This window comes from Anabaena sp. CS-542/02, assembly GCF_028331085.1.
Classification (GTDB): domain Bacteria; phylum Cyanobacteriota; class Cyanobacteriia; order Cyanobacteriales; family Nostocaceae; genus Anabaenopsis; species Anabaenopsis arnoldii.
Genome location: NZ_JAQMTM010000157.1, coordinates 1 through 21,703, shown reverse-complemented (window position 1 = coordinate 21,703; position 21,703 = coordinate 1). Strand labels below are relative to the sequence as shown.

Sequence of the window (21,703 nt, the reverse complement as noted above, 5' to 3'; positions counted from 1 at the left end):
TCCCTCAGTCGCCTCCAGTCTCAACAACCTAGCAGGTCTCTACTATTCCCAAAGACGGTACGACCAAGCCGAACCTTTGTATCTCCAAGCTTTAGAACTGAGTAAACGCCTGCTGGGAGACAATCATCCCTCAGTCGCCACCAGTCTCAACAACCTAGCAGGTCTCTACTATTCCCAAAGACGGTACGACCAAGCCGAACCTTTGTATCTCCAAGCTTTAAAACTGTGTAAACGCTTGCTGGGAGACAATCATCCCCATACTATTATTGTTCGTGAAAATTTGGCAGCTTGCCGACAACAAACTAGGGTAGTCTCCCTGGAGGGACAATTGTTAAAGTTTAGGCTTTGTACACCCACGCAGTTGCCCTTACCACCGGCAGACTGCTAAGTATTTTCTAAATATATCCCCCAAGTATAGCCCCAATTATTAGTATGAATAACTACAGTAATTTTTACACTTTCTCAACGTGACTGTTACCGTAATCACCATTTTCCTCGACAAACTTTTTGGCGGACTCCAGTAAATACTCGTAATAAGTACGAGCGACAATAGATAATTGTTTACCAGAGGGATACCCTATAAACCAAGTTCGCTTGATGGGGAAATGTTCTACATCCAAAATAGCGAACTCAGAAGAGTCTGGCATTAAGGTATGGCGAGATAAAACAGAAATTCCCAACCCCCCGGCGATCGCCTGTTTAATGGCCTCATTGCTGCCCAATTCCAGTTTAACTTTTACCTTCACACCATGTTGATCAAAGAGTTTCTGCACGGCGCGGCGAGTCCCTGAACCAGGTTCACGCATAATAAAAGGTTCATTTGTCAACCTTTTTATGGAGATATTTTTCTGTTTTGCTAAGGGATGATTAACGGGTGCAAATACTACTAAAGGGTTGTCTAAAAATGGCTCATAGTTGACATCGATATTTTCTGGAACTTGACTTAAAATGTACAGGTCATCCATGTTATTCAGCATCCGTTCCAAAATGCGTTCATGGTTGGTTACTTGTAAGGAAATCTCAATTCCGGGATAAAGTTGACAAAACGGCCCTAATAAACGAGGGACAAAATACTTAGCCGTTGTAATCACTGCCAACCGTAATTGCCCCTGTTTAAGACCTTTTAAATCCGCCACAGTCATTTCAAACTTGGCCATGGTTTCAAAAATCTGCCGACAAGTAGTAAATAATTCCCTCCCTGCCTCTGTTAAGAATAGACGTTTTCCCACCTGCTCAAATAATGGCAACCCTACCGATTTCGTGAGTTGTTTAATTTGCATCGACACGGTAGGTTGAGTAAGAAATAATTCCTCAGCCGCACGAGTAAAGCTACTGTGCCGTGCCGCTGCCTCGAACACCTTCAACTGGTGTAGCGTTGCCTGCTTCAAGGGTGATTCTCCTCTAATAGAAATTTAATCTATAAATCTAGTATCACTGAACACTTGCCAATGCGACAGAACCACTCATACGAAGTTCTGAATTATCCTATAGATAAAAATCTATTAATCTTATTCAAAGAAAGTTCTTTTACTTATGGTATTCACAAGTTATTATCAAGACAACAAGCAAAGCGTAAGATGCCTTCCGGGGGAAGATGAATTGTTAAAATTATTACAACATAATTTTAACTTTCATCTTTCCATATTTCTTCGGCAACTTCCTGGGGAATTTTGGCCGGGATTTGGGATAAATCAGGCAACTGTAACACTTCTATTTGCGCCACCTGCTCTTGGACATTGACGGGCATATGCAATGGTTCGCGGTGTTCAATCCAGCAGCTGGCTAAAGGTAAGGTTTTCTCCATCTCATCTAGTGGTCGAGGAATGACCATGACTGCGTTCAATTCGCCAATGCGTTCTGCCTCAAACATTCCAGCTTCTACTGCCACTGCCACATTAGCAACAGTGCCACGAATAATGGCAGTGCACAAACCGGCACCAATTTTCTCATAGGCTGCTAAGTGAACATCAGCCGACTTAAGCATGGCATCACAAGCACCCACCATGGCCGGAAATCCCCGGGTCTCCACTAAACCAATGGCTAAGTTACTTAAACTGCTTTGATTTCCTTCCTCCATCAATTTACTTAGCCGACTGGTGATGGGCAGCACTATATCCAGGTTAGGATAAGGCCGAGGAATCACCAAGCTAGAAACCAATTGACCAAACTGTTCAGCAGTTTGAACACCAGCTTCTACAGCCAGACGCACATCGGCAATTCCACCTCTGACAATAGCGGTACACTGCCCACTACCAATTTTTTCATACCCCACTAGGTGAACACCGGCGGATTTGAGCATCATATCTGCCGTTCCCACTATGGCGGGAAAGCTGCTGGTAGAGACTAAACCCAAAGCAGTATTTTTCAGAGCATCTCGTCGGCGGGATTTCTGAATTGTGCTAATAGAGTGTTGGTTAGATGTTTCCATGTGAACTTTCCAGATTACTCATGAAACTGACAACTTACAATTAACACTTACTCAGACTGATCGTCAGAGATGGGGTCATTTAAGCTTTGCCGATGGGGAAATAATGTCACTAGTAACCTATTTATACTTCCTTGTCCATAAATTTGGTTCCCGAAATTATGAGCTGATTTAGTGGGAGGCTGACTTGATTTTGGTTCCTGGGGTATGGATTTATTGGCGTCAGCGTTTTCTTCTCCAGCAGGGGGCTGGCTTTCCGATGTAGGCGAAGACACAGAAGAGGAAGTAGACTGGTATTTAAATTTCCAGTAAGCCGATGCACAAATGTTAGTTGAGGACATGACTGTCTCCTCATCCGGCTCTAAACTATTTTCCGCTTCTGGCTGTTGTTCACTACTGGTATGAGCACCATTGTTAGGGGCTGCTGCCGGTTGTTGTGTATCCTCAATTTCCCGACTGGTGTCCCCTAAAATTGAGCCTGGCGGAATGACTGTTCCTGGCTCGATAGAACAGTTAAAAACTGTGGTTGCTGAACCAATACAAGCATTTGCGCCAATTTTGCCTTGACCAACCATCAAAAAACCGGCTCCCAAGTTTGCTCCTGCTTCTACCTCTAGGGTGCCTTCGCTAACTTGGAGAATTGACCCCATACCAATACACACCCCTGGTCCGATGATCATCTTGCTGTTTAAAGCAGCTTGAAGTATGACTCCAGGTGCCAGGACTGCACTGGGATGAATAGTCACCTCGCCACTTATGTAAGACTCGAACTTGTTGCTCAGGTGCAGTGGCGGCACAGACATGGAAATTTTCACCTCGGAAGCCGGAGATAGCATAGTGCTAAGTGCTGAATCAATTCTATAAGGTCGGGAATAGCTTTATGCCTGGAGTAATGACTAAAAATTTTACTCAGCAATGGCTACGCCCACGGATGCTAACAGCACTCTTAACTCAGCACTTTTAGGGACGTTGGATGATAGTTTCCAGGACTCGGCGTTTAGCTTTAGTGTCAATACCAACTAACCGCACGTATTCCCCTGGATATTCAGCGAGGTATCCCTCTAAAGCCTCAATCACCCCTCTGTCAGATTTGGCTTCAATTTGACCGCAGCTCGCCCAGGAACCTGTACGGAACCGTCTTTGGTCTACGTGTTCAGCAGTAACTTTATATCCACCCGCCAAAATTTGTCGGATTTGGTCTACCACTTCAGAACTCAACCGGGTACTGGTGGCGGTGGCAGTAGCAGTGCCGGAACTATTGCTGCTAAAGGATTTCTTGGTAGCAGAAGGGGCAACTAGTCCGCCTGGTCTTTGGATAATGCTTTCTAAAACCCGCCGTTTAGCTTTGGTATCAATACCAATCACCCGTACATATTCCCCTTGGTGGGATTCTAAACATGCTTCTAATGCCGCTAGCACTTCATTGGTGGAAGTTGATTCAATGGGCTGGCAGCTGTTCCAGGAACCAGTGCGGAAACGTCGCTCATCTACATGTTCAGACCCAATTTTGTAACCACTTGACAGCAAATTACGAATTTGATCTATGGTTTCGCTACTCAGTACACCACTGCTGGCAACGTGACCATTGCCATTACTACTATAACGACCGTTACCATTATTAGCAGATGCCTGAAAACCACTAGAGGCAATGGCAGTAACTATGCCATCCGGGCGTTGAATAATGGTTTCTAGGACGCGCCGTTTACCATTGTCAATGCCAAACAGACGGACATATTCGCCGCTATGATCTTTCAGACAGCTTTCTAAGGCTGCGATCGCTTCACCTATAGATCCAGGTTGAATCGGTTGGCAACTTTGCCAACAACCAGTGCGGAACCGTCTTTGATCTACGTGTTCTGTACCAATTTTATATCCTTGATCTAAAAGATAGCGCACCTGTTCTATGATTTCTGCACCCAAGCTGTTGCTCGACACTTCACTACTCCTTTCTAGCTCTAAAACAGTAATACCAGTATTTGTATAAGATTTAGCAATCTCATCCCGAATGGGTGCAATACACTTGCTATCCGCAGCACAGCGATAACCAGTTCTTAATGACTGATTTATCCCCACCACATGATGGGCGAACTGCTGATCCTGAACCTCAGCATCTGGCAACCGGTCAGCTTGCTGCTGAGTAGTAATTATCGCTCCCGAAGGTACATACTTACCGGGGGGAATTTCTACATCTTGAATTAAAGCGTGCATCATGACGATGCAACCCGCGCCTACTCTGGCGTTAAATACTGTGGAACGAAAACCAATGAAGGAATTATCTCCTACATAAGCTGGACCATGAACCAATGCCATGTGGGTAATAGAAACATTTTCTCCTACCCATACTGAGTATTGATTTTGGTCATCGCCAATGACTCGGCCTTGTTCGAGTCCATGAATTACTACACCATCTTGAATATTAGTATTTTCGCCAATAAAAAAAGGTGTACCTTCATCCGCTCTAATCGAGGTTCCTGGAGCAATGATGACATTAGCACCTATTCGCACATCTCCAATAATATTGGCCGCCGGATGTACAAAAGTGCTTTCATGGATTTTGGGCTCGGCTAAATTCCTCGACCACGGGGTTGGGGGTGCCGCCGTGCTGCGGGCAACCATTACAAGATTCCTCCTCAATTAAGCTTTTTTTTCTTAAGTCTTTGAATGAGCAAAGACTATCGATACTGCTCTTTTTTGCTGTACATGAGACGACCTTCCAAGTGAATGGTATCAATGATCGCCACTACTGCTGCATCCAAGGGACGCTGTTCATTACCTAAAATCTGACGAGCGGCACTGCCACGAGTGACAAGCACCCACTCATCTACTCCTGCGCCTACGGTATCTGCTGCTACTTCGTATTTAGACAGGAGGTTTCCTTCTTCATCTACTAATTGCAACAACAGTAGTTTGACACCGCGAAGACTTGGATCTTTTTGCGTGCTGACTACTGTGCCACGAACTTTGGCAACTTGCATTACAGATTACGGTCTTCTACCGAAAAGGACGAATGGCGTTGACATTTTCCCGGAATTGTTCTACGTCTTCGGTATACCGAATTGGTAAGACGTATTCCAAGTTTTCATGAGGACGAGCAATGATATGGGTAGATAATACTTCTCCCCCATGCACCCGTTTCACTGATTCTACTCCAGCACCCACTGAAGCTTGAACTTCGGAAACATCACCCCGAACGATGACTGTGACTCGACCGCTGCCGATTTTTTCATAGCCTACCAAAGTAACACGTGCAGCTTTTACCATCGCATCAGCAGCTTCTACTACTGCGGGAAAGCCCAGGGTTTCTACCATTCCTACTGCGATTGACATTAGTTTTTATCCTGAATTAAAGTTTTTACCCTTGAGAAAAAGTGGCCCTCAAGACAGCGACCCCGTTAATTACTTTACTTGCTTAAAATTAGTTTTTAAGTCCGGAACTGTTCTACAGCTTCGGTGTAACGTATGGGCAAAACGTACTCTAGGTTTTCGTGGGGACGGGCAATAATGTGAGTGGATAATACTTCGCCACCATTAACTCTTCTGGCTGCATCTACGCCGGCAGCAACAGAGGCTTGTACTTCCGACACGTCACCCCGGACAATCACGGTTACCCTAGCACTACCAATTTTTTCATAGCCTACCAAAGTAACACGTGCGGCTTTCACCATCGCATCAGCAGCTTCTACTACCGCCGGAAACCCCTTAGTCTCAATCATTCCAACTGCAATTGGCATCGCAGAACTCCTAAAAATTTAATCCAATTAGTACTGTGTTTTGAAATGTTTAAGCGGAGGGCTGCATCTTGAGCCATAAAAACACTTCTAAATTAAGCATAGGAAAGCTTGGTCTCCCTGGCAATATAAATTAGTATAATAGTTTATGATAAAATAGTTTTAAAAAACTTAACAAAAGTTTATCCCTGATTCGGATCAGTGAAAGTTAATCAATTCCTAGAGTACCCACTTATGCTTTATAATTTCTTTATTACATTTACAAAAGGACATTCATAGCTACGGCGAGCCCGCTCCGCAGATGGGATATTAATCGCTGTAGGTTTTGCTGTCTATAAGTTTTCCGACCTTGAGAGCAGAAGTAATCATTTTGTAAAAAACACATAATTTTTTTTAATGTATTGGATAAATTTATTTACTGCAAGTAGAAATATAAATCCATCATCACCCATGATTTAATAGACGTGAATGCTTGTAAATATGTATAAAGTATACTCAAGTATACCAAAATAAGATAACCTAAACAAAAAATACTCATTGAAGAATTTAGGGAACAAATAGTTAAAAAAACCATAGATATAATCCAATAATTATATTTTTTAGTCAAAGATTGTTTTCAGGATATTTAAGAAAAATTCAAAGCGGAGTCGTCAAGGAAAATGTCAATGAATCAGTTTCTATTTTCAACAAGTTGGTGGGTGCCATTCTACAGCCTACTTGGCGCACTGGTAACCTTACCGTGGGGAATGGGAATCATTCGGCGTACCGGTCCTAGACCCGCGGCATATTTCAACATATTCACAACCATTGTGGGTTTTCTTCATAGTCTGTTCGTATTTAAGCATATTTGGGATAAAGAACCAGAAATTTTAGTGATCAACTGGTTGCAAGCTGCAGATTTTAACTTATCTTTTGCTTTGGAACTCTCCCCAACCAGCATTGGGGCGATGGTATTAATTAGCGGATTAAGTCTGTTAACACAAATTTATGCCCTAGGATACATGGAAAAGGACTGGTCGTTAGCACGGTTCTTTGCATTAATCGGATTCTTTGAAATGGCGCTGACTGGTTTAGCGATCAGTGATTCGTTGTTTCTGAGCTACGCTGTTTTAGAAGTGCTCACCCTTTCTACTTATCTATTGGTGGGATTTTGGTATGCTCAACCACTAGTCGTGACAGCAGCGCGAGATGCCTTTTTAACCAAGCGCGTGGGAGACCTGCTGTTATTAATGGGCGTGGTAACGCTTTCGACTTTATGTGGTAGTTTGAACTTCTCTGATTTGTATGAGTGGGCACAAACAGCTGATTTAAGTCCAGTTACTTCGACTTTGCTGTGTTTGGGATTAATTGCCGGACCTGCGGGTAAATGCGCTCAATTTCCCTTACACCTATGGTTAGATGAAGCCATGGAAGGCCCTAACCCCGCTTCGGTAATGCGGAATTCATTAGTTGTAGGTGGCGGTGCGTATGTATTATATAAGCTTCAGCCAATATTAACCTTGTCTCCCATTGCTTTAAATACCCTAGTTGTGATAGGGGCATTGACCGCAGTGGGTGCAACATTAGTGTCACTAGCCCAAACAGATATTAAGCGAGCCTTATCTCATTCCACTAGTGCATACATGGGCTTAGTCTTTTTGGCAGTGGGGTTAGAGCAAGGTGGTGTGGCCCTAATGTTAATGTTAACCCATGCGATCGCTAAAGCTCTATTATTCATGAGTTCTGGTTCAGTAATCTATACCACTAGCACCCAAGACTTAACCGAAATGGGTGGATTATGGTCAAGGATGCCAGCCACTACCACAGCTTTTATCGTAGGTTCTGCTGGTATGGTAACACTGTTACCACTGGGAAGTTTCTGGGCAATGCTGGCATGGGCAGATGGCTTAGTTCATGCTAGTCCTTGGGTAATTGCCATCTTAGTATTAGTCAACGGCTTGACAGCCTTGAACCTGACACGAGTATTCAGATTAATATTTTGGGGCAAACCACAACAAAAAACCCGCCGCACCCCGGAAGTTGGCTGGCAAATGGCATTACCAATGGTGGCACTAACTGTAGTGAATTTACTCTTACCACTGATGCTACAGCAATGGTATTTGCTGCCTAATTGGGAAAACGTCGATTGGTACATACTATTAATCTTGGTTTCTTCTACGGTGATCGGGGTAGCTATAGGCTCTACAATGTCCCTCCATAAAGCATGGTCAAGATCCAGAATCCTGGTCTGGAGATTTGTACAAGACCTATTGGGTTATGATTTTTACATTGATAAAATTTATAAACTAACGATAGTTAATTTAGTCGCCCTGCTATCAAAATTTTCTGATTGGAGCGATCGCTACTTAGTTGATGGTTTTGTTAACTTGGTAGGATTTGCGACAATTCTAGGTGGACAAGGTTTAAAATATACCATTTCTGGTCAATCCCAGGGATATATGTTAACTATCCTGGTGGTGATCAGCGTCCTGGGTTTTTTCATTAGCTGGTCATTAGGTCTACTAGATAAATTACCGTTTTAACAGGGCGACAGACTTTTTACATCCCCTCTACCCATACATAGTTATATTTATGCTGAGTGTACTAATTGTACTGCCATTATTAGCCGCGGCTTTAATCGGGTTCTGGCCCGGCCACATTAGTGGCAAACTTTCGCGTCAAGTGGCTTTCCTCTTCGCCATTATCATCTTCTTGTGGACAGTTGTACTGGCAGTAAAATTCAATCCCGCCCAAGCCAGTCAACAGTTTACTGAGTTTATCCCCTGGATAGAATCTTTAGGCTTGAATTATAATTTAGGAATAGATGGTTTATCTTTACCATTACTGGTTTTAAATGGACTGTTAACTTGTATTGCCATTTACAGCAGTAATGAATCCCTTCAGCGTCCTAGATTTTATTACTCCTTAATCTTACTGTTAAATGCTGGGGTGATAGGAGCATTTTTGGCACAAGATTTACTACTATTTTTCCTGTTTTATGAGATCGAACTAATACCGCTATATCTGTTAATTGCCATTTGGGGAGGCGCTAGACGGGGTTATGCTGCCACAAAATTTCTGATTTACACCGCCATTTCCGGGATATTAATTTTGGCAAGTTTCCTGGGTATGGTTTGGCTGAGTGGTTCTGGGAGCTTTGCACTCTTGGGTTTGAAAACCACAACTTTACCCTTGGCAACACAGCTGATACTACTAGGAGGCCTTCTAGTGGGTTTTGGGATTAAAATTCCCCTATTTCCCTTTCACACATGGTTACCAGATGCCCACGTTGAAGCTTCTACACCCATTTCTGTCCTGCTGGCGGGAGTGTTGTTGAAGTTAGGAACCTATGGCCTACTACGCTTTGGCATGAACTTGTTACCAGAAGCTTGGACTTATTTAGCCCCATGGTTGGCAACTTGGGCTGTAGTTAGTGTCCTATTTGGCTCTTCTTGTGCGATCGCCCAAACCGACATGAAAAAAATGGTAGCCTACAGCTCCATTGGACACATGGGCTACATCTTATTAGCAGCGGCGGCGGCTACACCGGTGAGTACCTTGGGGGCTGTGATGCAAATGATCAGCCACGGTTTGATTTCCCCACTGCTGTTTTTACTTGTGGGGGTTGTTTATCAAAAAGCTGGAAGCCGCGATTTAAATGTAATTAGAGGATTACTTAACCCAGAACGAGGTTTACCCCTGATTGGTAGCTTGATGGTTTTGGGTGTGATGGCCAGCGCAGGTGTACCGGGAATGGTGGGGTTTATTTCCGAATTTATCGTTTTTCGCGGCAGTTTTGCCGTTTTTCCAGTCCAGACGCTTTTATCTATGATTGGTACTGGCTTAACTGCCGTTTACTTCTTAATTCTGATGAATCGCGCCTTTTTTGGGCGGTTGTCCCCACAAGTCAGCAACTTACCCCGTGTATTGTGGAGCGATCGCATGGCTTCAGTAATTCTAGCAGTATTAATTGTGATTTTTGGCATCCAGCCAGCTTGGTTAGTGCGCTGGAGTGAACCCACGATCACAGCTATGGTTAATAGCGAAAATGTAGTACCTGCGGTGTCTTTAGATCAGGGTACTGCTAACTAAGGACTGGGGAAGAGTATTTTCGATACCCGATACCCCATCTCTAAATCTCTGTAAATTTTGCAGAAATGGCAATGGTAAGCATGCAAAAAAAACCTTTCTCACATCCTTTATCTGAGTATATTCAAAGACTACTCACCGGAGGTACATTACTTCCTGATAGTCCAGATAATGTCATGGAAGTTGTGGGCATACTTAAAAGCTACGGCGTGGTTTTAGATGCCTATTCAAAAAACCTCATTTATATTGCTGAACATCAATTTCTAGTATTTTTTCCCTTTTTTAAATACTTTAACGGGGAAATTTCTTTCCCCAAGCTAATTCGCCATTGGTGGCATGACAGAATTAACTTTGAATATGCCGAATATTGCATGAAAGCCATGATGTGGCACGGTGGAGGTGGTCTAGATGAATATTTAGATACACCAGAGTTTGAAGAAAGAGCACAAGCAGTTATTCAAGCCAAATTCCCCAACAATCCCATCATCGGCGTTAACCAACTATTTCCGGATTTTTTAACGGAAATGTTGCGTGTGTCGGCTTACTATAGTGGTTTAGGCCAATTTTGGCGGGTAATGGCGGATATTTTCCTGAATTTATCAGACCGCTACGACCAAGGAGAAATTAAAACCATTCCCCAAGTTGTAGACCACATTAAAGCGGGTTTGGTTGCAGATGCGTTAAAGCCTATTACTTACGCCGTCAAAATCCGAGGGGAAGTTTATGACATCATTCCTAAATCTGTGGGTTTAACCTTCCTAGCAGATACAGCCATCCCTTATGTAGAGGCAGTATTCTTTCGGGGAACTCCCTTTCATGGCACAGTGTCATATAATGCCCAAGCATATCAAATTCCCCTAGACCAAGCTCGATTTCAGTATGGCGCACTATATGCCGACCCTTTACCTATAGGTGGTTCTGGTATTCCTCCCACTTTGCTGATGCAGGATATGCGTCATTATCTCCCGGATTATTTACACACAATTTATCGTCACAGTCTTCGAGGTGAAGATGATTTGCGAGTCCAAATTTGTATCAGCTTCCAAAAGTCAATGTTTTGTGTAACCACAGCAGCGATTTTGGGACTAATGCCTTATTCTATGGATACTGAAGATACATCTGAACAAACTGCTAATCGCGTCTATTTAGAAAAATGGATGAACCGCTTAGAAACTTCTCAATTACAGGCAGTAAATAACAAATAATACAACTTAATTAATTTTGTCCAAAAAATCAATCTCTAATCTAGTGCGATCGCTCACGATATTTGCTACGGTGGCACGATAAGATTCTAAAACAATAGTCTGACTATAAGGTCTAAATGGCAGAAACACTATTTTTTAACGCTCTGCGGGAAGCCATTGATGAAGAAATGGCCCGTGATTCCAGTGTATTCGTTCTTGGGGAAGATGTAGGACATTACGGCGGTTCCTACAAAGTCACTAAAGACCTATACAAAAAGTATGGCGAACTAAGGATTCTCGATACTCCCATCGCCGAAAACAGTTTTACTGGTATGGCCGTGGGCGCAGCTATGACTGGGTTAAGACCCATAATAGAAGGTATGAATATGGGCTTTTTGCTCCTAGCCTTTAACCAGATATCCAACAACGCTGGAATGCTACGCTACACCTCCGGCGGTAACTTTAAAATCCCTATGGTAATTCGCGGTCCTGGCGGTGTAGGTAGACAGCTAGGGGCTGAACATTCTCAACGCCTAGAGGCTTACTTCCAAGCGGTTCCGGGCTTAAAAATTGTTACTTGCTCCACAGCCTACAACGCCAAAGGACTACTAAAATCCGCTATTCGTGACGATAACCCGGTGTTGTTCTTTGAACACGTTCTACTTTACAACTTAAAAGAAGATTTACCAGAAGAAGAATATCTACTACCCCTGGATAAAGCAGAAGTTGTGCGTCGTGGTAAAGATGTCACAATACTGACTTACTCACGGATGCGCCATCATGTATTGCAATCCGTGAAAACTTTAGAAAAACAAGGTTATGATCCAGAAGTAATAGACCTAATATCACTCAAGCCTTTGGATTTTGATACTATTGGGGCATCCATACGCAAAACCCATCGAGTTATTATCGTGGAGGAGTGTATGAGAACCGGCGGTATTGGTGCAGAATTAACCGCCTCCATCAATGACCGCTTGTTTGATGAATTGGATGCGCCGGTACTACGGCTTTCTTCCCAAGATATACCCACACCCTATAACGGTAGTTTGGAACGGTTAACAATTGTGCAGCCAGAACAAATCGTCGAAGCTGTGGAAAAAATGGTCGCTATGCGAGTTTAAAAGCCCAAGACTGGGGAATGAGGAAAAATATACCTCATCTCCCCACCTCCCCCATCTACCCATTCAAAACTCGTTCAAAGAACGCTATTATAGCCTTTGTCAGTTGCGAGTTATTGTATGCAAAGACAGCGATCGCTATTAGCTTTAATTTTCGTGCTGCTCATGGCCGCTATTGCGGTGATAGTCACAATTCCAGTACCTTTGGGGTTAGACTTACGGGGCGGTTCACAGTTAACCATTCAGGTGCAATCAGCACTCCTGATGAGAGAAATTACTGAACGAGATTTGGCTGGGGTTCAGAAAGTTGTGGAAGGTCGAGTTAATGGTCTTGGGGTTTCTGAGCCAGTAATTCAAACTGTAGGCACAGACAAAATCCTGGTACAATTACCAGGAGTCAATGACCCGCAGCAAGCAGAACGAGTGCTAGGTGGTACAGCACAGTTAGAATTTCGACAACAAAAGCCTGGTACAGAAACTCAACTTTTTGCTTTTCAAGCATCCAGAACCGAGATCAGAGCCAAGCAAGAAGAGTTAAGAAACCGCGGCGATGAGGCCGCAATTATTAATAATCAAGAAGAATTAGCCAAAAATAATCAAGCCATCAGAGAATTGTTTGACAGCACTGAACCACCACTAGACGGTAAATATCTCCAAGATGCCTATGGTGAACCAACTCAAGGTAGTAATTGGAATGTTGCCATTCGCTTTGATACTAAAGGTGGTGAACTGTTTGCCAATCTCACCAAAAACCTTGCCGGTACGGGGCGGAGCATTGGGATTTTTTTAGATAATGAATTAATCAGCGCTCCTGTAGTGGGGGTAGAATTTGCTGATACAGGAATTACTGGCGGTGCTGCAGTGATTACAGGTACATTTACCCCCCAAGAAGCCAATGACTTGGGCGTGCAGTTGCGTGGCGGTGCTTTACCTGTACCCGTGGAAATCGCCGAAAGACGGACCGTAGGCGCTACCTTGGGTAAAGACAGTATTCAAAGCAGCATTTATGCTGGTATTGGCGGTCTAATCTTAGTATTAATATTTATGGTATTTTACTACCGCCTACCAGGATTGATTGCCGATATCTCATTAGTCATCTACTCTTTACTAACATGGGCGAGTTTTGCTCTGTTGGGGGTTACCCTGACTTTGCCGGGAATTGCTGGTTTTATCCTCAGTATTGGCATGGCAGTTGATGCCAATGTGCTAATCTTTGAGCGTACACGGGAAGAATTGCGAGCGGGTAAATCTTTGTATCGTTCTGTAGAATCTGGTTTTTACCGAGCATTTTCCAGTATTTTAGACAGCAACGTCACTACATGGATTGCTTGTGCTGCTTTGTTTTGGTTTGGTTCAGGATTAGTCAGAGGCTTTGCTCTCACCTTAGCCTTGGGTGTAGCCATGAGTATGTTTACGGCAATCACTTGTAGCCGTACACTCATGTTTTTAGCAGTTACTAGTCCGGCTGTGAAAAATAAGCGAGAGCTTTTCTGTCCTCACCTACCAGCATTAAATAAGGCAGAGGTGGCTAAATGAAATTGAATATTAACAAATCGCGATCGCTATGGTGGAGCATTTCTACTGCCTTTATTCTCATTAGTTTGATCTCAATGGCGATTTCGTGGCAAAACCCGCAAATTCGCGCCCCCCTACGCCCCGGTTTAGATTTCATCGGTGGTACGCGCTTACAGTTAGAACGCGATTGTACACAACTGGGTAACTGCGATCAGCCAATAAATATAACCACAGTCCGAGAAGTAGCACAAGCCCAGGGTTTGGGTGATAGCAGCATCCAAATAGTGGGAGACAATGGCATATCAATTCGCACCAAGGACTTAGATGTTGATCAGCGCACCAATTTACAAACTGCTTTAAGTGAGAAAATTGGTATCTTTGACCCGCAACAAAACCAAATTGACACTGTTGGCCCTACCTTGGGAGCAGAATTATTTCGGTCTGGTATCATCGCCCTAATAGTTTCCTTTATGGGCATTATTATTTACTTGACCTTCCGCTTCCAGTTGGACTACGCCTTATTTGCCATTGTGGCGCTTTTGCACGATGTCTTGATTACTGCAGGGCTTTTTTCAATTTTCGGGTTACTGCTAAACCTAGAAGTGGATAGTCTGTTTATTGTGGCACTGCTGACAATTATCGGTTTCTCTGTCAACGATACAGTAGTGATTTATGATCGCATTCGGGAAACTATTAAGGTCAATCCCCAGCAGCCAATTGTCGAGGTTGTGGATGATGCTGTCAACCAAACATTAGGAAGATCAATCAATACTACTTTAACAACCTTGCTGTCAGTAATCGCCATCTTTGTCTTTGGCGGAGAAACACTCAGATACTTCGCCCTAGCATTAATTATCGGCTTTGCTATAGGGTCTTATTCCAGTATTTTTGTCGCCAGTACTCTGTTGACTTGGTGGCGAGAACGCACAGAGAAATATCCTATTTTAGTCAGTGCTGAGGCCATTGATACTGATACATCTACTAACTCCCAGGATGGTTAGAATGAGCTTAAGGGAATACCAGGCGGTGGGAAATATTGCTTATACAAACCAGAGCTTAATCAGGTTAAATTGAGTGTATATTAGCTTAAAATAACCAACATCAACACATTAAAACCCGTGGTTTACCGGTGGTTAATTATTCTTATTTGAACCATAGTAAATTCCAAACCGCCTGTGCATAATTCCTCATTACCCGAACAACAAGCCTTTGATTAATTTGGAACCGGTTGTTTATTCTCCCATGGATCAACTCGAAGAACCATCAATAAATACTAAAAATGCCAATGGTATTAACTCATCCTTTAACCAACAAGTAGAAAGGCTACATCAGGTGACTGTATACGGGAGATGGTTTTTTGTCACCTGTTTATGGCTGACCATTGCACCTTTCGCTCTGTGGAATTTACGGTCAGAAATAGTTATATTACAACAATACTTTACCTGGGTTTCTCTAAGATACGGACTGTTTTATCATCCACTATCTAGCCTCGGTTTAGCGGTTTGTATCGGTACTACCGTTTCGACTATAGTTTGGCAAAGCCGAAGTATTCTCCTGGGATTCCCACAACGGGAAAAACAACGCTTAGAAAAACAAGTTTTGAAAATCAGACAGCAAGGCCCCACTCATCCTCTGTGGAAGTGGATTTGTCATTAAATAATGATAATTAAACTTGAACATAGTTGCATATAGATATACGTATCCAACGCTTTCTAGCACAATATGAGTTTATCCAAAAAATGATACTGCCTTGGGGTGTAAAACATGAAGTATCGTCAAATTAAATTTAGTGAATATCGCCAGTCGGAAATCAACCTTTATCAACTTCAAGAACTATTTAATCTTGCAGCTTTTTGGGCAAAAGGACGTACCATCGAGGATTTAAGTATAGCCATCGCTAATAGCGACCCGGTCATCAGTATTTGCGATGGAGAGCAGCTGATTGGCTTTGCCAGGGCGACTTCTGACGGTATCTATCGTGCTACTATCTGGGATGTGGTGATTCACCCAGATTATCGCGGTACTGGTCTGGGGCGTAAGTTGGTAGAAACCGTTTTAAGTCATCCCCGGGTCAGAAGGGTTGAGCGAGTATACTTAATGACTACTCATCAACAGGAGTTTTACGAAAAAATTGGTTTTCAGTCCAATGTCAGCACCACAATGGTGCTATATCACCAATCCAATATTGAAACTCTCCCTATTACTGAAGTTCAGCTTCAGGAATCACTGGGGGGATAGTAATTTGCAACCTAGTTAATTCTTCATTTGTTTGTTCAGTGCTTGGACAAGGAACAATTTCTAATTTTCCTCCCATCACCTCCAGTAAAGTCTGGTTTAATAACACCTTCATCCCTGGCGAAAGAGTCCTGTGATCTTGATCAATCTCAGGACTCTCGACCCCTAATTTCATTAGTTCTACCGACTCACTTGTAGTGACAGCATGGATCGGTACATCCAGGAAAATCTCAAGCCTATTATTACTAGGCGAGAAACTACTAGAAAGGCAGATACTACCAAATTCCATTTGATTAATCGCAGTGTCTACTAAATTGACCAATATTTGGCGGAGCCACCGGTAATCTGCCAAAACATAAATTTCTGGGTCTGGAAGCACAACACGTAAGGGAAAATTGCGATTTGCTGCCACCATATAAGTTAAATTATTAACTTCCTGTAAAATCCTAGCCAAGCAGTGGGGTTGAATATCTAATTTATTAGTCCCATGTTCTGTTCTGGCTATGTTAAGAATTTCATCAATTAGGTGTAGTAGTTTCAGCGCTCTTTCGTGGGCTTGAGCAATAAATTCTCGCTCCTCTTCTGGATTTTCACACAAATCCGACAAAATTAACTGATGTAAGCCAATTAAACCATTTAGGGGCGATCGCAATTCATGGGTAGTCCGTGCTAAAAATCCCCCTTTAAACAGGCTCATTTCCCGCGCCATTTGGTAAGCTAGCTCTGTTTGCTTGATCTGTGCTGCTGTAATTTGCGCCTGCTGTGGAGAGATGACCTGCGATAACCGACTCAATACTTCCCGAATACCCAACCCCAGTAATAGTCCTACACCTAAATATATCCAATTGCTCATTATTTAACAATTATTCTCAAAACTTAATTTAACCGTACCTTGGCGTAGAATCTGCCAATTATTACCAGTCCATTTACACACAGTGGAAGGTAAACCAATTCCAGAAACTTCAGCACGACCTTGAGTTGATTCCAGAGTTAGAACTTCAGGGAACTGATCAGCAATTTCTGCTAAGTCTTTTAAGGGTGGTTGACCTGAAAAATTAGCGCTGGTGGTGGCAAGGGGGCCTGTTTGCGCCAAAATGGTTTGAGCGATCGCACTATCAGGGACTCGAATACCAATTGTATTAGGGTCATGAGGATTCATCTGTTTTGGGACGCGATGACTGGCTGGTAATACTAATGTTAATCCTCCCGGCCAATGTCTATTTACCATCTGTTGCCAAATTTTCCACTCATTTTCATTACCTTGGACATAAGGCCATAAATCCTCCCCACTAGCCCCCATCAAAATCAAAGGTTTATCTTGACTGCGCCGTTTCGCCTCAAAAATCAATGCTGCTTGCTCTGGTAAAGTCGCCAGTGCGGGTACTGTATCTGTGGGAAAACTGACTAATAAGCCAGCACGTGCGCCCGCTATTAAGTCAACTAAAGAAACTTGAGTCATTTGTCAGGGTAATCAGCGTTAAATTAACAATTATTTCATGACTCAGCACTCACAGAAGCTAGGGCAAAGCGTTCAATACCTGCTAAGTCGGCGTGAATTTGAATATTGGAGTAGCTACCTTGTTGCTGTAAAAGTCTCTGTACAGTATCCGCTTGTCCCGCCATCATCTCAATCAGCCATACACCACCAGGGCGCAAATAGTCCGGAGAAATTTCTATTAACTGGCGAATACAATCTAAGCCATCAGTACCACCATCCAAAGCTAGATGTGGTTCATGGTTGACTACTTCTGGTTGCAAGCTAGCCACGGTAGTAGTGGGAATATAAGGTGGGTTGGATACCATACCGCTAAACTGTCCTTTGAGGGCTGTTAGCGGCTCCCACCAACAACCCTGATAAAATTTAATCCTGTGGTCAAAACCTAAATTACAAGCATTTGACTGGGCAATTTTTAATGCTTCCGGGCTGTAATCCACTGCATGAATTGTTGCTTTTGGTAAAGCATCTGCTAAACCTAAGGCGATTGCACCGCTACCAGTACCTAAGTCTGCCCAATGTCCGGAACTGAGCAATGGGGCTGGGTCACTGTTCTGAGCCGCAGCCACAGCTAGATCAATTAAACACTCAGTTTCTGGTCTGGGAATCAAAACTGCATTTGACACGGCGATTTTAAAATTTCGCCAAGGGGTTACTCCGGCAATATACTGTACTGGTAGGTGTTCATTTAATCGCCTTTCCCATAACTGCTCTAAATTTTCTAAAGGTAAGGTTATGGGAATGTCAGCCCTCTGTTTAAAAGATTCTAAACGCAGCGCCAAGCGGTCTAACTCCGCTACTTCCAGAAGTAACCAATCTACTTCAGCTGGGGAAATGTCATGAGCGACGGCTTGGGCGATCGCTCTGTTACGCCACTCCCAAAGCCGTAAACCGGAAACTACCCCATCACATTTGTCTGTCATTCCTTAACGTTGCTGGGGTCTGGCTGTCCCTGAATTATTACTACCCTGTCTAGGCAAAGTCTTGATGTATTCTCGAGATTCTGGGGATGGTACGAGAACAACTTGGTTAAGCCAGGGATCATCTTTATCCTGTAAAGTTTTAATTACCCCGTCTATATCTATGACCTGAATATCCGCTTGGGGAAACTTCGGCTTCACTTGATTTAATAAGCCTTGGGCATCTTGCTTGCTTAAAAACAAAGGAATCAATTCTTCATTATTATCAGATTTGAACTGAATGGGCACATAACCCTGATTTGGTGAAAATCTCACCGCAAAAATCGGCACGCTAGTAAACTGATTTATCTGTTGACCACTTTGACGCAGTAATTCCATTGCTCCCTTAATTTCCCCCTCTACGGGTTTAAAGGCAAATAGAAGGCGTTCTGACTGATTTTTACTTTGTTGCAATTTTTGATAAATCACACCTAGAGGCACTGCTGTTACTTGTAGGCTGTTCACCATTTTTTCCATTTTCGGATCTTTACCCGGGACGCCCTGTAGTTCCTTAATAAAACTTTGAGCTTCCTGCCGACTCATATAAACACCTGTCACCGACGCACCAGTTGTTTCACTCTCTGATAACGGGCGACTCAGTGGAGCACCCTGATTATTAGTAATTAGATATACCGGCACATCATCTAATTTTTCTTTTATTTGCTGTTCTGACAAAGCCAGTACAGGCAAATTACCCACAAAAACCGATCCCAGTAAAGTACTTCCAAGCAATCCCAATGTTGCGCCCCAGCGAACTAATGCTTTCATAATATCTCCTCACATCAATAGTTAAATAAGACAGAGAAATGCTGGTATGAGGACTAGAATAACTAGTTTTAGTTATATTCTCATCCGGCGGAAAATCTGAAAAATTTGTTTTTGCGGTTCAATGCTAACAATTAATTCTCAAAAACTGCCATTTCCTCACCCAGAAGAATAAGTTCTCTGGTAATAGGCGATCGCATTATGTTTTTCTCGAGGTTGCCTGGGTATTCAATGCACAATGGTTGTTAATCTTGTTTAGTTTGCTCTTAAGACGGGGAGACCTCCCCCCACATTTGAAATGCTCAATGCCATGTAATTGGCTTGATTAAATCTAGTTGACGACATGAGATGATTAATCGTTCCAGCCTAACGCGCTTTTATCCAAACTTCTCACGCAAGACTTAGTTAATCTGGATCCATGTCTAATGAACTACCCACAGTTGGCTTCGCCTGAACTGTGGGTTTCTACCTCCCTCAGCTCGTTTTTAGCAAAACTTTCTGTAGATTTTTGTCGCTTCCTTGCCCCTAGTTGCCGCATCGCTCCAGCGAAGGTAGGGACTTTCGTGTTAGCGTTAAATTCATACCCTGCCAATTATAAATTAAAATCGGGATGACAGGATTTGAACCTGCGACATCCTGCTCCCAAAGCAGGCGCGCTACCAAGCTGCGCTACATCCCGGATCGATTAGTCTTAATGCCGTCTATAATCTTTAAAACCAACATACACGCTGGTTTAATTATAGTTTAACAGGTTAAATCTTTGGAACTGCGTCCCAAATGACAGTTTATCACCTCGACATTAACATTATATCATAATAGCAGGTTTAACTGATTTTGGCTAACCAATTTTATCTTGATTTTAGCACCCGTAAAACTCCATCCCCTTTGACACTCCCCACGGCTAGAAGCCGGGGGATTCTTGCTTCACGGGTACTCCAATGAATTTACACGCCCCAACGTGCCGCTCCGCTAACAGCAAGCATCTTGACCGTGTGCCCCAGGGCTGCAAGTTATGGGTATAGGACTACAAAAAATTATACATTAAAGCTAATATTTGTCAAACTGATTTTTAGGACTGCGACTGAGGTTCCTAGCGCACTACACCCCCATAGTTAGAAACTAGGGGCAATGTGCGCGTTTTTTGGTAGAAACTGCCTAACCTTGGCTGACAATTACTGCGGATACCAGAACATACCTTTAATGCCTTCTGGGTCTGACATAAAACCCATACCGCGATAAAAATCTAGAACATGAGGATCGGCAAATAGAGTAACATTGCTAATTTCTTCACTTCTGAGTTTTTTGAGTACGTATTTCATCAGGGCTTTACCCAGTCCTTTCCCTTGAAAGTCGGGGTGAACTACCACATCCCAAATAGTCGCATTAAAAGCATGGTCAGAGGTAGCACGAGCGAAACCAATGAGCCGTTTCTGGTTTCCTCGCACTTGCCACATAGACGCTACGAGAAAACTATGCTCAATGGCTTTTTTGACTTTTCTTAAAGGACGACGCGACCAACCAACTGCATCACAAAGTTCCTCTAGTTCATAGAGGTCAATATTTCGCTCCGTACTAAAAACAATACGAGTCTCCTTCTGATAAGCAACGCTCTCGCCATTGGGGCTAGATTCGCTCGCCACAGACAGTGTACGTTCCTCGAAAGAGTTAGTTTTACTTGTCGCTATAGACTCAGGACTATTAAACCAAGTTTTCCAAAAACCCATGCCAACGTGGTTCGGGTAGTATAACTTAATTGGCTTCCACTTTCACAGGAGTGTTGATTCACGTTCTAGAAAGCTGAAACCGTAAATATCCCTCTCACTTAAATTTCTTTAGATGTTTCCGGGATTTTTGATGGCAACGGCTTTTTATAGCGTGTTTCACACCAATCATTTACCAGTTTAGCATTTTGTTTTGCAGTCCAGGAGTAATTTCCCAAAAATTGGGGAATCTCAGTTGAATTCTCTAAGAGGATGTTTGGAAAGTATTAAACAGGTAATTTTTATATTAGGGAACACCGGAACAGGGAACACCCGAAGGATTGGGAAGGATTGGGGAACAGACAAAAAACAATAAAATCCAGTCCCCTCCCCTTACAAGGGGAGGGTTAGGGTGGGGCCAAACAATAGTTGATACACTAATCATGACTTATAGCATTTCCCATGCTCGTGAGGTACAAAGTTGTTTAGTTTCAGGGAACAGGGAATATGG

At 43.1% G+C, this 21,703-nt stretch carries 21 protein-coding genes and 1 tRNA gene; 9 read left to right on the top strand and 13 right to left on the bottom strand.

Going from position 1 to position 21,703, the window contains the following annotated elements; translation table 11 throughout:
* Window positions 1–388 (top strand): tetratricopeptide repeat protein (locus PN447_RS16235; RefSeq protein ID WP_271764051.1); only part of this gene is annotated, 388 nt, incomplete at its 5' end.
* A gap of 64 nt (window positions 389–452) precedes the next feature.
* On the opposite strand, the gene PN447_RS16230 is transcribed toward PN447_RS16235, so the two are convergent.
* The 7 genes from PN447_RS16230 to PN447_RS16200 form a co-directional block, all read right to left on the bottom strand.
* The gene (locus PN447_RS16230; protein ID WP_271764050.1) at window positions 453–1,388 is read right to left on the bottom strand and encodes a LysR family transcriptional regulator; all 936 of its coding nucleotides are present in this window, start codon (window positions 1,386–1,388) and stop codon (window positions 453–455) included.
* Between the two features lie 236 nt (window positions 1,389–1,624).
* Window positions 1,625–2,428: a BMC domain-containing protein gene (locus tag PN447_RS16225; protein WP_271764049.1), complete on the bottom strand. Its 804-nt coding sequence runs from the start codon at window positions 2,426–2,428 to the stop codon at window positions 1,625–1,627.
* A 47-nt stretch (window positions 2,429–2,475) separates the two neighbouring features.
* On the bottom strand, window positions 2,476–3,228 hold the full coding sequence (locus PN447_RS16220) for a transferase (RefSeq protein WP_271764054.1): 753 nt from the start codon (window positions 3,226–3,228) through the stop codon (window positions 2,476–2,478).
* Window positions 3,229–3,385: 157 nt separating this feature from the next.
* Window positions 3,386–5,041 carry a ribulose bisphosphate carboxylase small subunit gene (locus PN447_RS16215; RefSeq protein ID WP_271764048.1) on the bottom strand — a complete coding sequence of 552 codons (1,656 nt, stop codon included), beginning with the start codon at window positions 5,039–5,041 and terminating at the stop codon, window positions 3,386–3,388.
* A gap of 56 nt (window positions 5,042–5,097) precedes the next feature.
* Window positions 5,098–5,400: a EutN/CcmL family microcompartment protein gene (locus PN447_RS16210; RefSeq protein WP_271733380.1), complete on the bottom strand. Its 303-nt coding sequence runs from the start codon at window positions 5,398–5,400 to the stop codon at window positions 5,098–5,100.
* A 16-nt stretch (window positions 5,401–5,416) separates the two neighbouring features.
* On the bottom strand, window positions 5,417–5,752 hold the full coding sequence (locus PN447_RS16205; protein WP_271764047.1) for a carbon dioxide-concentrating mechanism protein CcmK: 336 nt from the start codon (window positions 5,750–5,752) through the stop codon (window positions 5,417–5,419).
* Between the two features lie 95 nt (window positions 5,753–5,847).
* Complete coding sequence (locus PN447_RS16200; protein ID WP_015212739.1) at window positions 5,848–6,156, bottom strand: carbon dioxide-concentrating mechanism protein CcmK; 309 nt, start codon at window positions 6,154–6,156, stop codon at window positions 5,848–5,850.
* Window positions 6,157–6,818: 662 nt separating this feature from the next.
* Here PN447_RS16200 and PN447_RS16195 point away from each other — a divergent pair.
* From PN447_RS16195 to PN447_RS16160, 8 genes are all read left to right on the top strand, one after another.
* Window positions 6,819–8,675: an NAD(P)H-quinone oxidoreductase subunit F gene (locus PN447_RS16195; protein WP_271764046.1), complete on the top strand. Its 1,857-nt coding sequence runs from the start codon at window positions 6,819–6,821 to the stop codon at window positions 8,673–8,675.
* A gap of 49 nt (window positions 8,676–8,724) precedes the next feature.
* A complete protein-coding gene (locus PN447_RS16190; RefSeq protein ID WP_271764045.1) occupies window positions 8,725–10,224 on the top strand; it encodes an NADH-quinone oxidoreductase subunit M in 1,500 nt (499 codons plus the stop codon).
* Between the two features lie 71 nt (window positions 10,225–10,295).
* A complete protein-coding gene (locus tag PN447_RS16185) occupies window positions 10,296–11,426 on the top strand; it encodes a CO2 hydration protein (RefSeq protein ID WP_271764044.1) in 1,131 nt (376 codons plus the stop codon).
* A gap of 116 nt (window positions 11,427–11,542) precedes the next feature.
* The gene (locus PN447_RS16180) at window positions 11,543–12,526 is read left to right on the top strand and encodes an alpha-ketoacid dehydrogenase subunit beta (RefSeq protein WP_271764043.1); all 984 of its coding nucleotides are present in this window, start codon (window positions 11,543–11,545) and stop codon (window positions 12,524–12,526) included.
* Window positions 12,527–12,643: 117 nt separating this feature from the next.
* Window positions 12,644–14,059 carry a protein translocase subunit SecD gene (gene secD / locus PN447_RS16175; RefSeq protein ID WP_271764053.1) on the top strand — a complete coding sequence of 472 codons (1,416 nt, stop codon included), beginning with the start codon at window positions 12,644–12,646 and terminating at the stop codon, window positions 14,057–14,059.
* Window positions 14,056–15,039, top strand: coding sequence for a protein translocase subunit SecF (gene secF, locus PN447_RS16170; protein ID WP_271764042.1), 984 nt, complete (start codon window positions 14,056–14,058; stop codon window positions 15,037–15,039). The genes secD and secF overlap by 4 nt, the downstream gene beginning before the upstream one ends.
* Window positions 15,040–15,280: 241 nt before the next feature.
* Entirely contained in the window at window positions 15,281–15,694 is a 414-nt protein-coding gene (locus tag PN447_RS16165) for a hypothetical protein (protein WP_271764052.1), read from the top strand.
* A gap of 108 nt (window positions 15,695–15,802) precedes the next feature.
* Window positions 15,803–16,276 carry a GNAT family N-acetyltransferase gene (locus tag PN447_RS16160; RefSeq protein WP_271764041.1) on the top strand — a complete coding sequence of 158 codons (474 nt, stop codon included), beginning with the start codon at window positions 15,803–15,805 and terminating at the stop codon, window positions 16,274–16,276.
* Here the strand turns inward: PN447_RS16160 and PN447_RS16155 are convergent.
* The 6 genes from PN447_RS16155 to PN447_RS16130 all read right to left on the bottom strand — a co-directional run bounded on the left by PN447_RS16155 (window position 16,239) and on the right by PN447_RS16130 (window position 21,216).
* Window positions 16,239–17,126 carry a sensor histidine kinase gene (locus tag PN447_RS16155; protein WP_271764040.1) on the bottom strand — a complete coding sequence of 296 codons (888 nt, stop codon included), beginning with the start codon at window positions 17,124–17,126 and terminating at the stop codon, window positions 16,239–16,241. The two genes, PN447_RS16160 and PN447_RS16155, sit on opposite strands and share 38 nt — an antisense overlap.
* A 3-nt stretch (window positions 17,127–17,129) precedes the next feature.
* On the bottom strand, window positions 17,130–17,732 hold the full coding sequence (locus PN447_RS16150; protein WP_271764039.1) for an L-threonylcarbamoyladenylate synthase: 603 nt from the start codon (window positions 17,730–17,732) through the stop codon (window positions 17,130–17,132).
* A 35-nt stretch (window positions 17,733–17,767) separates the two neighbouring features.
* Complete coding sequence (prmC, locus tag PN447_RS16145) at window positions 17,768–18,691, bottom strand: peptide chain release factor N(5)-glutamine methyltransferase (protein ID WP_271764038.1); 924 nt, start codon at window positions 18,689–18,691, stop codon at window positions 17,768–17,770.
* Between the two features lie 3 nt (window positions 18,692–18,694).
* Complete coding sequence (locus PN447_RS16140; RefSeq protein ID WP_271764037.1) at window positions 18,695–19,495, bottom strand: Tic22 family protein; 801 nt, start codon at window positions 19,493–19,495, stop codon at window positions 18,695–18,697.
* Window positions 19,496–20,097: 602 nt separating this feature from the next.
* A tRNA-Pro gene (locus tag PN447_RS16135) sits at window positions 20,098–20,171 on the bottom strand.
* A 493-nt stretch (window positions 20,172–20,664) separates the two neighbouring features.
* Window positions 20,665–21,216, bottom strand: a complete 552-nt coding sequence (locus PN447_RS16130; protein WP_271764036.1) for a GNAT family N-acetyltransferase — start codon at window positions 21,214–21,216, stop codon at window positions 20,665–20,667.
* Window positions 21,217–21,703: the final 487 nt, after the last annotated feature.